Source organism: Janibacter sp. RAF52 (genome assembly GCF_052114035.1).
Taxonomy (GTDB): domain Bacteria; phylum Actinomycetota; class Actinomycetes; order Actinomycetales; family Dermatophilaceae; genus Janibacter; species Janibacter hoylei.
In genome coordinates, this window is the sequence record NZ_JBFRDY010000013.1 from 1 (window position 1) to 12486 (window position 12486).

Below are 12486 nucleotides of genomic sequence, written 5' to 3' on the forward strand. Positions count from 1 at the left end.
TGGCAGCAACCCTCGACGTCCCATACCAGCGCCTGCGCCGCCTCGAGATCGGCACCCGAACAGACCCCGAACTCGAGCAACGCGCAACAGCTCTACTAGCCCAGCTCGGGGCGGATTCCACAGCTTGACACCAATAGGAGCATCCACTACCTGGGACTTGACCCCGGCAGCGTTGGCGCCACCCGCCAGCGTTGACGCCACCCGGCTGCCCGGAGAGGGGCAACCGGGTGACGCCAACGACGACAGGCGACATCAACGCTGCCAACTGCGCTCGTCGCGGTGGCCCACCAACCCATCCGGACATGCGTCGGCCCCGGCCGGWTGGCCGGGGCCGACGTCAGGCGAGGGTCACTCAGAGGAGCGGACCGGTGACCGTCAGGCCGAGCTCGGGCACCAGGACGAAGAGCGCGAAGAGGGCGAGCGCCCCACCGGCGAGCGAGATGGTCTTGTTGAACTGCATCTGCTCGTTCATACGGGCCTCACCATCGGCCGTCCAGAACCGGTGCATGAGGAAGGCGATCGGCGCCACAGCGACGAGGATCATCAGAGAGCCGAGGTCGCCCCAGACGCCGAGGATGACCGATAGGGAGCCGACGACCATGAGCACGCCGGAGACGATGACGCTGAGTTTGGCGGCCGGGACACCCACGGACTTGGCATAGCCCGCCATCGCCTCGCTCTGGGTCAGGTGGCCGATGCCGGACGCGATGAAGATCGCGGCGAAGAGGATGCGGGCGATGAGGACGATGACGTCCATGGGAGAACCTCCGAGGTAGTTGTTTGTTTAACTATCGAGGGTCTCAAGCGTCAGCAGCCCCGAGTTCTTCCCGGCCCGGATGTGACTTCGGCCACAGTGCGGCGCAGGTCAGGCGAGCCCCTCCTCCGTCAGGAAGTCCGCGGCCACCTGGTCCGGGTCCTCCTTGTCGATGTCAGTGCGCTTGAGCAGCTCCGCGAGCTTGTCGGTCGTCAGCTTCGCCGACACCTCGTCGAGCGAGGACTGGACCTCCTCCTGGACGTCCGAGCGGACGAGGGGCACGACGTTCTGACTGCCGAAGAGCTTCTTGGTGTCCTCGAGCACGACGAAGTCGTTCGCCGCGATCGACGGGTCGGTGCTGAAGATGTTGGCCGCGTCGATCTGACCGTTCTTGAGCGCGCCACTCGTCGCCTGCCCCGCCTTGAGGGGGCGGAAGGTCTTGAACTCGATGCCGTAGGACTCCTTGAGCCCGGGGATGCCCTGGGAGCGGGTCTTGAACTCTGACGGCGCCCCGAGGGTGAGCTCCCCCGCGACCTCGGACAGGTCGTCCATGGTCTTCAGGGACTTGCCCTCAGCGGTCTCGCGGGTGACGACGATCGAGTCCTTGTCCTCTGCCGCCGACTTCTCGAGGACGGCCGTGCCCTCGGGCAGCAGGTCCTCGAGGGCCTCGTACGTCTTGTCCGGGTCGGTCTCGGCGAAGTCCTTGTCGTAGTAGAGCGCCAGTCCGCCGGTGTACTCCGGCATGACGTCGACCGAGCCCTCGTCGAGCGCCTTGAGATAGACCTCCCGAGACCCGATCCCGGTCTTGGTCGAGGCATTGATGCCGTCGGCCTTGAGCGCACCGGCGTAGATGTGGGCGAGCAGGATCGACTCGGAGAAGTCGGCCGACCCGACGACGATCTCGCCCGAGCCGCCGGCGTCATCGGCGCTGCTCGACGAGCTGGCGAGCGGGTCGCCACCGCCGCCGCAGGCGGTTAGGCCGAGGGCGCCGGCCGTGGCGAGCACGACCGCTGCGGTGCGGACACGTCGGCGGGATGCGGGGACGGTGGGTGTCATGGGGTTCCTCCAGCGGTCGCGGTGCGGTTGTGATCGGTTGTGGGTCGAAGGGAGCGGCTGCGTCCGGTGAGACCGGGCGAGCCGACGAGACGCCCCAGCAGGGCGAAGGGGGCGTCGAGGGCGAGCGCGAGCAGTGCCACGAGGAGGGCACCACCCGCCGTGCTCGCGTAGTCCTGCGTGGCCAGCCCGTCGATGAGGAATCGGCCGAGCCCGCCGAGACCGACATAGGCTGCGACGGTGGCGGTGGCGACGACCTGGAGGACGGCGGCCCGCAGCCCGGAGATGAGTAGAGGCAGGGCGATGGGCACCTCGACGCGCCACAGCACCTGGCTGCCGGTCATGCCGATGCCGCGGGCGGCATCGCGTGCGGCAAGCGGCACGGACTCGACGCCTGCGTAGGTGCCGGAGAGGATCGACGGGATCGCGAGCAGGACGAGCACGATGACGCTCGGCACGAGGAAGGCGGCGTCACCGGGCAGCCGCGGGAGCAGCACGAGGGTCAGCGCGAAGAGCAGCCCGAGCGTCGGGACCGCCCGCAGGGCGTTGGCCGCGGTGACGAGCCAGCGCCCGCGCCCGGTGTGACCGATCCACAGCCCGACGGGGACGGCGACGAGTGCGGCGATGACGAGGACGACCAGGGTGTAGCCGATGTGCTCAAGCAGGCGCGCGCCGATGCCGTCGGCGCCGGCCCAGCTGGCGCCCGACGTGAGCCACCGGATGATCTCGCCGATCATGCCGACCCCTCCTGCCCGGCGCGGCGCCAGGGGGTGAGCAGCCGCTCGACGAGCCGGATGGCGAGGTCGAGGACGACCGCGAGGAAGACGCACCCGAGGATCCCGGCCGCGAGCTCGCCGCTGATGGCCCGGTTGTACCCGTCGACGAGCAGGTCGCCGAGCTGGCTGACTCCGATGAGCGAGGCGATCGAGACGATCGAGACGTTGCTGACGGCGGCCACCCGCAGTCCCGCGGCGATGACCGGGACGGCCAGCGGCAGGTCGACCCCGACGAAGCGGCGCACGGGCGTGTACCCCATGGCGACGGCGGACCGGGTGACCTCGTCGGGCACCGAGCCGAGCCCGTCGACGACCGAGCGGACGAGGAGCGCCACGGTGTAGATCGTCATGGCGACGACCACGTTGACCGGGTCGAGGATGCCGGTGCCGAGGACGAGGGGCATGAGGACGAAGAGCGCCAGCGAGGGGACCGTGTAGAGCAAACCCGCGGAGACGACGACGATCCCCCGCAGGCGCGGCTGGCGGTGGGCCAGCCAACCGAGCGGGAGGGAGACGAGCAGCCCGACGACGAGAGGCAGGCCCGCGAGCCACGTGTGCTGCAGGGTCAGGGACCCGATGTCGTCGAGGTGCTCGAGCATCCAGTCCATGTCAGGCCGATCGGGTGGCGGCGGGGTCGCGGGGGCGCTCCTGGGACTCGATGACCGCGAGCACCTCGGTGGCGCGGCACGTGCCGACGAGGCGCCCGTCGCCGTCGACGACGACACCGCGTCGGCTCGGGGAGGACAGCGCGGCGTCGAGCGCGGCCCGCAGCGGCCCGTCGACCCGCGCCAGGGTGCCCCCGAGCGCCAGCGCCGAGGTGTCGACGGGCTCCTCCTGGGCCAGGTCAGCCGGGCGGACCCAGCCGAGTGGCCGCCGCTCGTCGTCGACGACGAGCGCCCACCCGTCGCCTGCGGTGCCGCCGGCCTCCCTCGGCTGGCTGCCGAGGGAGAGCGTCGACTCGTCGTGCAGAGGGATGCGCGCGTGCTCGAAGCCGAGGGCCCGGTAGCCGCGGTCGCGGCCGATGAAGTCGGCGACGAACTCGTCTGCGGGGTGGGCGAGCAGCTCTGCCGGCCGAGCCATCTGGGCGATGCGTCCACCGACCCGGAGCACGGCCACGTGGTCGCCGAGCTTGATCGCCTCGTCGATGTCGTGGGTGACCATGACGATCGTCTTGCCGAGCTCGCCCTGCAGGCGCAGGAACTCGTCCTGCAGCTGCTCGCGCACGACCGGGTCGACGGCCGAGAAGGGCTCGTCCATGAGCATGACCGGCGGGTCCGCTGCGAGCGCGCGGGCGACCCCGACGCGCGGCTGCTGGCCCCCGGACAGCTGGCTGGGGTAGCGGCGGCCGAGTGCCGGGTCGAGGCCGACGAGCTCGAGCAGCTCGCGCGCCCGGGCGACCGCCTCGCGTCGCGACGTGCCGAGCAGCAGGGGGACGGTCGCGACGTTGCGCTCGACCGTGTGGTGGGGGAAGAGCCCGCCGTGCTGGATGACGTAGCCGATGCCTCGACGCAGCTCCGCCGCGTCCATGCCGAGCACGTCCCGGCCGTCGATGGTCACCGACCCGGAGGTGGGCTCGATCATCCTGTTGATCATCCGCAGCGTCGTCGTCTTGCCGCAGCCCGAGGGCCCGACGAGCACGGTGATGGCTCGGTCCGGTGCGGTGAGGCTGAGGTCGTCGACGGCTACCGTGCCGCCCGGGTACTGCTTGGTGACGCCGTCGAGACGAATCAGCACGTCCCCTCTGTCCGGGAGATGGCCTCCTCGTGGTCTTCCAACCTATCCCGAGAAGACGGCGAGCACCTCTGCCCGCGTGACGTCGGACACGCTCTCGTGCTCCCACCGGGGCGAGCGGTCCTTGTCGACGAGCTGAGCGCGCACCCCTTCGGCGAAGTCCGCCCGCTGCAGCAGGCCCCGCGCCACGACCGTGTCCGTCTCGAGCACCTCGCGCACCGACCCGGCCGTCGCGGCCCGTCGCAGTGCCTCGAGGGTGACGGCCACCGACAACGGCGAGCGAAGGGAGATCTCCTCGGCTGCCGCACGGGCCTCGGGTGCGTCGTGGGCGCGCAGCCGCTCGACGATCGCCGCGGCGTCGTCGCCGGCGTAGCACTCGTCGATCCAGCCACGGGCGGAGGTGAGGGTGTCCCCCTTCGTCGTGGCGTCGTCGGGCACGGGCTCCACCGGGTTACCCGCCGCGATGCCGGCGAGCAGATCGGGCAGGCGCGCGGAGTCGACCACGGCGTCGGCGAGACCCAGGGCGATGGCGTCGGCTCCCGTGATGGTCGTCCCGGTGAGGGCGACGTGGGTGCCGGTCTCGCCCGGGGCCCGGGAGAGCAGGTAGGTCGCGGCGACGTCGGGGAAGAAGCCGATGATCGTCTCGGGCATGGCGATCCGCGAGCGCTCGGTGGCCCAGCGGGCGGTGGCAAACATCGAGATGCCCAGCCCGCCGCCCATGACGATGCCGTCCATCACGGCGACGACGGGCTTGGGGTACTCCGCGATCTGCGCGTCAAGCACGTACTCGTCGGCCCAGAAGTCCACCCCTCCGGAGGTGCCCGCCAGGTGGGCCTCGCGCACCGCGCGGACGTCGCCACCGGCGCACAGACCCCGCTCCCCGGCGCCCTCGATCGAGACGGTCTGCACCTGCGGGTCGTCGGCCCACGCCTCCAGCTGGGCACGCATCGCGACGACCATGTCGCGGGTCAGCGAGTTGATCGCGCGAGGTCGGTTGAGCAGGACCCGACCGAGGGACCCGTCGACCGCGAAGAGCACCTCGTCGGTGCCGGTGGGGCCCGGAGTGAAGTCAGCCATGTCGTCACCTTGGCACACCCGCGCCGGCGCGCCGGGGGGTGTCTGCGCGCCGGGCCGTGCTGGCAGACTGATCCCGCGATGAGTGGTCGGGCGGGGGCGCGTCGGGGGACGCCGGAGGCGTGGTTCACCTTCGTCGTGCTCGCGCTGTGCGTCGTCGCCGTCGTCACCATGTACGCGCGCGGTGGCCGCACGAGCGTCGGCGTCGTCGTCGCTGCCGGCCTGCCCTTCGTCCTGCTCGTCGCGATCGCTGCCGCCCTGCTGCCGTGGTGGCACCACCCGCGGTGGCGACTCGCCCTCGTCGGCGCCCTGCTGCTCAGCCAGGCACCGCTGCTCGACCACGTCGTGCCTGACCGCGCCCCTGCCCCGACGGGGAGCCAGACGATCCGGGTGGCGACGCTCAACACCCTGCACTCGCGCCCCACCGACGCCGCGCTCGTCGAGCTCGCCCAGGATGTCGACGTCCTGGCCCTCCAGGAGTGGAGTGCCTCGCGCACCAGTGGGCTCACCGCAGCGCTCGGCCCGGACTGGCAGCTCGTCGCGAGCGACAACGACGACTACATCGCGGCCCAGGTCGCGGTGTGGGTGCGACGCTCCTGGACCGTGCTCGAGGCCCCGCACCTCCCCGGCCGCCAACCGGGGCGAGCCGTGCGGCTCGAACGCGACGGCACAGAGGTGACGGTCATCGGCACCCGGCTGCAGAACCCGGCCTTCTTCGCGGCCGACCTGTGGGGGGCGGGGCTGGACTCCCTTCGGCTGGCGGCGGCCGGCAGCACCGGCCACGTCATCGTCATGGGTGATCTCAACGCGCCACCGAGTGCGGTGGCCTTCCGTCGTTTCGCGCGGCAGTCGGGGCTGCGGGACTGCACCGCGCAGCTGGGCATGGGCTTCCCCGGCACGTGGGGACGCACCCCTGGGTCCGCGGTGGCGCCGGTGCCGATCGACCACGTCATGACGCGTGGCGCGGTGTGCACGGACCTCGTGATCACCCGACGGCCCGGCAGCGACCACGCCGCGCTCGTCGCGACGGTCGCCCTGCCCTGATCAGCCGGCGAGGCTGGCGAAGGGAGCCGCGGCCTCCAGCTCGAAGGCGAGCTCGAGCAGCAGCCGCTCCTGCCCGCTGCGCGCCGACAGCATGACGCCGATGGGGCGGCCGTCGTCGGTCCGCCCGAGTGGCAGGGAGATCGCCGGCTGACCGCTCGCATTGTGCAGCGGCGTGAAGCCGACGTAGTCGAGCAACCGGGCGAAGTGGGTGTCGAAGTCCAGGTCGCCCGAGAGGTGACCGATGCGCGGCGTGGTGTGGCTCAGCGTCGGCGTGAGCACGAGGTCTGCCTCGGCCGGGAAGAGTCGGTCAGCGGCGAACCCGGTCGCGCGCAGGCGGGCGAGGTACAGCGGGGCCCGGTGCAGGCGGCGCAGCGCGCGGTCGGCGAGACCGCGGGTGAAGGGGTCGAGCTCGTCGGGGTCGAAGTCGGGCCCGTAGAGCTGCTTGCCCTGCCGGGAGGAGGCCATCGCGAGCAGGCTCCAGTAGTCCTCGAAGTCGGTCTTGAAGAACTGCGGCACCGGCACCTGCAGCGTGTCGTCGACCGTGTGGCCGAGCCCGTCGAGCAGGCGGGCGGCGGCCTCGACTGCTTCCCGGGTCTGCGGGTCGGTGGCCCGGGCGAGCGGCGAGTCGACCATCATGCCGATGCGCAGCCGACGCGCGCCGGGGCCCTCGACGAGACCGACCGGCGGGAGCTTGCGGGCCGGCTGGTGCTGCTCGGCGGCGGCGAGGAAGGTCGCGGTGTCGCGCACGGTGCGGGTGAGCACGCCGTTGACGACGAGCTGGACCGGGAGCTTGTCGGTGCTCGGGTCACCGAGCAGCCGACCCCGGGTGACCTTGAGCCCCACGAGACCGCAGGCCGCCGCGGGGATGCGGATCGAGCCACCGCCGTCGTTGCCGTGGGCGATGGGCAGCGCTCCGGAGGCGACGAGCGCGGCCGTGCCGCCGGAGGACCCGCCCGAGGAGTAGCCCGTGGCCCAGGGGTTGCGGGTGATGCGCCCGCCGGGGCGCTCGGTCGTCGCCGTCCAGCCGAAGGGCGGGCAGGTCGTCGTCGCGATGGGCACGACACCGGTGGACAGGTACTGCCGGACGAAGGGGCCGTCCGCACGGCCGGGCCGGTCCGGCAGCGCGTCCGACCCCATGCGCATGGGCAGGCCCTCGACAGTGACATTGTCCTTGAAGGCGGTCGGCACCCCGGTGAAGGGGGCGGGCGTCCCCTGCGGCACGTGCGCCGCCCGGCGGCGAGCACGGTCGTGGTCGTCCACGGTCGTCGCGCCGAGCACCGGGTCGACCTGGGCGACCCGGGCGATGGCGGCCTCGACCGCCTCGCCCGCACTGATCTCACCCGCTCGGATCGCCGCGGCCACCCCGGTCGCGTCGAGCGTGCCGAGCGCGTCGTCGGTGAAGGCACTGACCCGCCGGGACTCGTGGCTCTCGCGGATCTCCTCGTGGGCGGGCGTGGGGTGGGTCTCCGTCGTCATCTCCACGATGTTACTCGCAGGTCACGACCGGGGGTGGTGTCCCCCTTCGTGCCCTGAGGAGGCCGCCCGCGGCCGTCTCAAAGACCCGCGCCGTGAGGAGGCCGCTCGCGGCCGTCTCGAAGACCCGCGCCCTGAGGAGGCCGCCCGCGGCCGTCTCGAAGACCCGCGCCCTGAGGAGGCCGCCCGCGGCCGTCTCGAAGGGTCAGACGTCCGACCGGTGGAAGTTGGCGAAGGACCGGCTGGCCGTCGGGCCGCGCTGCCCCTGGTAGTGCGAGCCGAAGGCCGCGGAGCCGTACGGGTGCTCCGCCGGCGAGGAGAGCCGGAAGAAGCACAGCTGCCCGATCTTCATGCCGGGCCACAAGCGGATCGGCAGGGTCGCGACGTTGCTGAGCTCGAGCGTCACGTGACCGGAGAAGCCCGGGTCGACGAAGCCGGCCGTCGCGTGCGTCAGCAGGCCGAGCCGGCCGAGCGACGACTTGCCCTCGACGCGCGCTGCCAGGTCGTCCGCCAGCGAGACCGTCTCGAGCGTCGAGCCCAGGACGAACTCCCCCGGGTGGAGCACGAAGCCCTCGTCCGGCTCGACCTCGATGAGCCGGGTGAGATCGGGCTGGTCGGCCGCCGGGTCGATGACCGGGTACTTGTGGTTGTCGAAGAGCCGGAAGAACTTGTCGAGCCGGACGTCGACACTGCTGGGCTGGACCATCGTCGGGTCCCACGGGTCGAGCACGACCCGCCCCGCGTCGATCTCGGCCCGGATGTCCCTGTCGGAGAGCAGCATGGCCCCGAGACTAGAGCGCGCCGGGCCTCACTGGGTGAAGGTGATGTCGACCGGCTCGGTCGGGACGTGGTCGATGACGACGGCCGTGACCGGCGAGCCGGCCCCGCCGGACCGCTCGAAGGTGATGCCGTCCATGGGGTAGGCCGGCAGCCCCTCCTGGCTCATGTCGATGCCGTCCTCGGGGTCGATGGCGACCCGGGGTCCGGTCTCCCAGGCGTTGGGCTCACCCTCAACCGCCCAGAAGCGGACGGGGACGCCCTCGGCATTGGTCGCCTTGGTCATCGCCTCCCAGTCCATCTGACCGGGGATCTCGATGCGCACCCCGCCCTTGGGTGTCAGCACGACGCCCTCGCGGTAGGCGTCGACGATCTGGCGCTCGCGCCCGGCCGAGGGCTCCCACACGCTGCCGGTGGCGAAGGGGGTGGGGTTGGGGTTGGTCGGCGTCGCCGCGCTCTGGTCCGAGCGGCTCGCCGGGGGCGTGGGGTGGTCGGCGCCCACCGAGAGGGCGATGCCGCCGGCGACGACCCCCACGGCCACCGCGGCCGCGCCGGCCAGGAGCCAGGCGCGGCCGCCCCTCCTCCCCCGGGTCCCGGCCTGGGAGCGGGCCCCCTGCACCCGCTCCCAGGCAGCCTGCCGCTGCGCGTCCGTCGGCCCGGGCACGTCGGCCCGCAGCTCACGCAGCGCGTCCATCTCCGGCCCGTCGAGCAGGCCGATCTCGTCAGTGGTCATCGTGGGTCCCCCTGGTGTCGTCGAGTGCGGCCCGCACGATGCGGCGGGCGCGGTTGAGCCGGGAGCGCACCGTCCCGACCGGCAGATCGAGGGCCTGGGCGACCTCGGCGTAGGTGAGCTCGGCGTGGGCGACGAGCAGCAGCACGTCGCGGTCGCCGTCGGAGAGCTCGGCGAGGGCGGCGGCGAGCGCCGGCTGCCGGGACTGCGAGTCGACGCGGTCGATGACGCGATCGGTCTCGTCCGCACCGGTGACGTGCGGGTCGGCCCCGGTCCGGGCCCAGGCCCGGTAGGCCAGCACCTCGTCGCGGTGGTGCCGTGAGAGCAGGTTGCTCGCGATGCCGAAGATCCATCCCCGCAGCACTCCCCGCTCCGGGTCGAAGGTGTGCGCGCGGGTCACGGCCTGGACGAAGGTCTCGCTCGCGAGATCGTCCGCGATGTCGGCGGGCACCCGTCGGGCGAGGTAGCGGTAGACGTCGGCGTGGTGCCGGTCGAAGACCTCCGCGGCCGGCACTCCCCCGATGTTCGGCGGCTGCCGCAGCGCCGTGACCTGCCCCATCGGCGGCCTCCTCGTCTCCGTCCCCAGTGTGCTCACACCTGTACTTGCCCGCAGGGCGAAGGGGGGTTCACGCCCCCCTTCGGCGGGCCGGGACGCAGAAGGGCCGCACCCCACCGGGTGCGGCCCTCCAGTCATGCGGAGCCGGTGACGGGAATCGAACCCGCGTGTCCAGCTTGGGAAGCTGGCGCTCTACCATTGAGCTACACCGGCGAGCACGCTCCTGAGCGTGCAGCGCGGACATCGTAACCCACGCCGCCGCCCCCTTCGCGAGGCCCTCGTCCTCCTGTTGCCGCCGGAATCCTCTCCCTTCGAGACGGCGCTGGCGCGCCTCCTCAGGGAGCGGGCAGGGCGTGAAACTAGCGCGCCTCCTCAGGGAGCGGGCAGGGCGTGGACCTGGCGCGCCTCCTCAGGGAGCAGGCAGGGCGTGAACCTGGCGCGCCTCCTCAGGGAGCGGGCGGCACGTGTGGGTCGCGTCACCTCATCCCGCGCTTGCTCCCGCAAGCAGACGAGGGTGATGATGGTCCAAACATCAGTAAGCGCTTGCTTACAACGCTGGAGCCGGTCCCCGCCGGCGTCACCCCCTTCGACCAGGAGAGACATCCCATGGGTCACTACAAGAGCAACCTGCGCGACATCGAGTTCAACCTCTTCGAGGTCTTCGGTCGCGACGAGGTCCTGGGCCAGGGCCCCTACGAGGCCGTCGACGCCGACACCGCGCGCGAGATGCTCAAGGAGTACGCGCGCCTTGCGGAGAACGAGCTGGCCGAGTCCTTCGCCGACGCCGACCGCAACCCCCCGGTCTTCGACCCGGAGACCTCCTCGGTGCAGATGCCCGAGGCCTTCAAGAAGTCCTACAAGGCCTTCCAGGACGCCGGCTTCTGGTCCCTCGACCTGCCCGCCGAGCTCGACGGCACCGTCGCCCCGCCGTCCCTGCGCTGGGCGATGAACGAGCTCGTCCTCGGCGCCAACCCGGCCATCGGCATGTTCGGCGCGAGCTACTCCTTCGCCAAGCTGCTCTTCCTCCTCGGCAACGACGAGCAGAAGAAGCTCGCGAAGTGGATCGCCGAGAAGGGCTGGCACTGCACCATGGTGCTCACCGAGCCCGACGCCGGCTCGGACGTCGGCGCCGGCCGGACCAAGGCCACGGACAACGGTGACGGCACCTGGAACATCGAGGGCGTCAAGCGGTTCATCACCTCGGCCGAGTCGGACATGACCGACAACGTCGTCCACTTCGTCCTCGCCCGCCCCGAGGGCGCCGGCCCGGGCACCAAGGGCCTGAGCCTCTTCATCCTCACCAAGTACGACGTCGACCTCGAGACCGGTGAGCTCGGCGAGCGCAACGGCGTCTACGTCACCAACGTCGAGAAGAAGATGGGCCTGAAGGTCTCCACGACCTGCGAGGTCACCTTCGGCGAGAAGCACGCCGCGGTCGGCACCCTCTTCGGCGACGTCCACGACGGCATCGCCCAGATGTTCCGCGTCATCGAGAATGCCCGGATGATGGTCGGCACCAAGGCCATCGCCACCCTCTCGACCGGCTACCTCAACGCGCTCGAGTACGCCAAGGAGCGCGTCCAGGGCGCCGACCTGACGACGCCGGCCAAGGACGCCCCGCGCGTGACGATCACCCACCACCCCGACGTGCGCCGCAGCCTCATGCTGCAGAAGGCCTACGCCGAGGGCCTGCGTGCGCTCGTCACGCTCACCTCGAGCCAGCAGGACACCGTCGACATCGAGCAGCTCGCCACCGGCTCCGAGGCAATCGCCGACGACTCCCCCGCCGCGATGGCCAACCGGGTCAACGACCTGCTCCTGCCGATCGTCAAGGGCTTGGGCTCCGAGCGGGCATGGACCCTGCTCGGTACCGAGTCGCTGCAGACCTTCGGTGGCTCCGGCTTCCTGCAGGAGTACCCGATCGAGCAGTACGTCCGCGACGCCAAGATCGACACCCTCTACGAGGGCACGACGGCCATCCAGGGACAGGACTTCTTCTTCCGCAAGATCGTGCGTGACAACGGCCAGGCGCTGGGTCACATCGCGATGCAGATCCAGGAGTTCGCCCAGGACGTCGACGCGCAGGGTGGTGCGCTCAAGCACGAGCGCGAGCTGCTCGGCCAGGGCCTGGAAAACGTCCAGGGCATCCTCGGCGCGATGTTCCAGGCGCTCATGGCCTCCGACCCCAAGCAGGAGGGCTCGGACATCACCAACATCTACAAGGTGGGTCAGAACACCTCGCGTCTGCTGCTCGCGGCCGGTGACCTCGTCGTCGGCTGGCTGCTGCTGCGCCAGGCCGCCGTCGCCACCGAGGCCCTCGAGGCCGGCGCGCAGGGCAAGGACAAGGACTTCTACACGGGCAAGGTCGCCGCGGCGAGCTTCTTCGCCAAGAACGTCCTCCCGCTCCTGGCCGGCGAGCGCGCCATCGCCGAGGCCACGGACAACACCCTCATGGACGTGCCGGAGTCGGCCTTCTGATCGAGGTCGTCCCATGACGAAGGGGGAGGTCCCGCCAACT

12 protein-coding genes and 1 tRNA gene are annotated in these 12486 nt (G+C 71.5%); 2 read left to right on the forward strand and 11 right to left on the reverse strand.

The features are described from left to right. Positions 1-352: 352 nt before the first annotated feature. The 6 genes from AB4Y78_RS14215 to AB4Y78_RS14240 all read right to left on the reverse strand — a co-directional run bounded on the left by AB4Y78_RS14215 (position 353) and on the right by AB4Y78_RS14240 (position 5391). Positions 353-757, reverse strand: coding sequence for a DoxX family protein (locus tag AB4Y78_RS14215; protein WP_441715536.1), 405 nt, complete (start codon positions 755-757; stop codon positions 353-355). 108 nt (positions 758-865) lie between these two features. Beyond that, complete coding sequence (locus AB4Y78_RS14220; RefSeq protein ID WP_441715538.1) at positions 866-1810, reverse strand: ABC transporter substrate-binding protein; 945 nt, start codon at positions 1808-1810, stop codon at positions 866-868. Continuing rightward, positions 1807-2544 (reverse strand): ABC transporter permease, encoded by a 738-nt coding sequence (locus tag AB4Y78_RS14225; RefSeq protein ID WP_441737252.1) that lies wholly within the window; start codon positions 2542-2544, stop codon positions 1807-1809. The genes AB4Y78_RS14220 and AB4Y78_RS14225 overlap by 4 nt, the downstream gene beginning before the upstream one ends. Next, positions 2541-3191, reverse strand: a complete 651-nt coding sequence (locus tag AB4Y78_RS14230; RefSeq protein ID WP_441715542.1) for an ABC transporter permease — start codon at positions 3189-3191, stop codon at positions 2541-2543. The genes AB4Y78_RS14225 and AB4Y78_RS14230 overlap by 4 nt, the downstream gene beginning before the upstream one ends. A gap of 1 nt (position 3192) precedes the next feature. After that, complete coding sequence (locus AB4Y78_RS14235) at positions 3193-4314, reverse strand: ATP-binding cassette domain-containing protein (protein ID WP_441715572.1); 1122 nt, start codon at positions 4312-4314, stop codon at positions 3193-3195. Positions 4315-4359: 45 nt separating this feature from the next. Then, positions 4360-5391, reverse strand: a complete 1032-nt coding sequence (locus AB4Y78_RS14240; protein ID WP_441715544.1) for an enoyl-CoA hydratase/isomerase family protein — start codon at positions 5389-5391, stop codon at positions 4360-4362. A gap of 78 nt (positions 5392-5469) precedes the next feature. Here AB4Y78_RS14240 and AB4Y78_RS14245 point away from each other — a divergent pair, with 78 nt between their 5' ends. Further along, on the forward strand, positions 5470-6432 hold the full coding sequence (locus AB4Y78_RS14245) for an endonuclease/exonuclease/phosphatase family protein (RefSeq protein WP_441715546.1): 963 nt from the start codon (positions 5470-5472) through the stop codon (positions 6430-6432). Here the strand turns inward: AB4Y78_RS14245 and AB4Y78_RS14250 are convergent, their stop codons facing one another. The 5 genes from AB4Y78_RS14250 to AB4Y78_RS14270 all read right to left on the reverse strand — a co-directional run bounded on the left by AB4Y78_RS14250 (position 6433) and on the right by AB4Y78_RS14270 (position 10181). Further along, a complete protein-coding gene (locus AB4Y78_RS14250; protein ID WP_441715548.1) occupies positions 6433-7908 on the reverse strand; it encodes an amidase in 1476 nt (491 codons plus the stop codon). Positions 7909-8110: 202 nt separating this feature from the next. Then, on the reverse strand, positions 8111-8686 hold the full coding sequence (gene dcd / locus AB4Y78_RS14255; protein WP_441715550.1) for a dCTP deaminase: 576 nt from the start codon (positions 8684-8686) through the stop codon (positions 8111-8113). A 27-nt stretch (positions 8687-8713) separates the two neighbouring features. Next, positions 8714-9415 (reverse strand): hypothetical protein, encoded by a 702-nt coding sequence (locus AB4Y78_RS14260; protein WP_441715552.1) that lies wholly within the window; start codon positions 9413-9415, stop codon positions 8714-8716. Then, entirely contained in the window at positions 9405-9971 is a 567-nt protein-coding gene (locus AB4Y78_RS14265) for an RNA polymerase sigma factor (RefSeq protein WP_441715554.1), read from the reverse strand. The genes AB4Y78_RS14260 and AB4Y78_RS14265 overlap by 11 nt, the downstream gene beginning before the upstream one ends. Positions 9972-10110: 139 nt before the next feature. Continuing rightward, a tRNA-Gly gene (locus AB4Y78_RS14270) sits at positions 10111-10181 on the reverse strand. A gap of 393 nt (positions 10182-10574) precedes the next feature. On the opposite strand from AB4Y78_RS14270, the gene AB4Y78_RS14275 reads away from it, so the two are divergent. Beyond that, entirely contained in the window at positions 10575-12446 is a 1872-nt protein-coding gene (locus AB4Y78_RS14275) for an acyl-CoA dehydrogenase (RefSeq protein ID WP_441715556.1), read from the forward strand. The last annotated feature ends 40 nt before the right edge of the window (positions 12447-12486 follow it).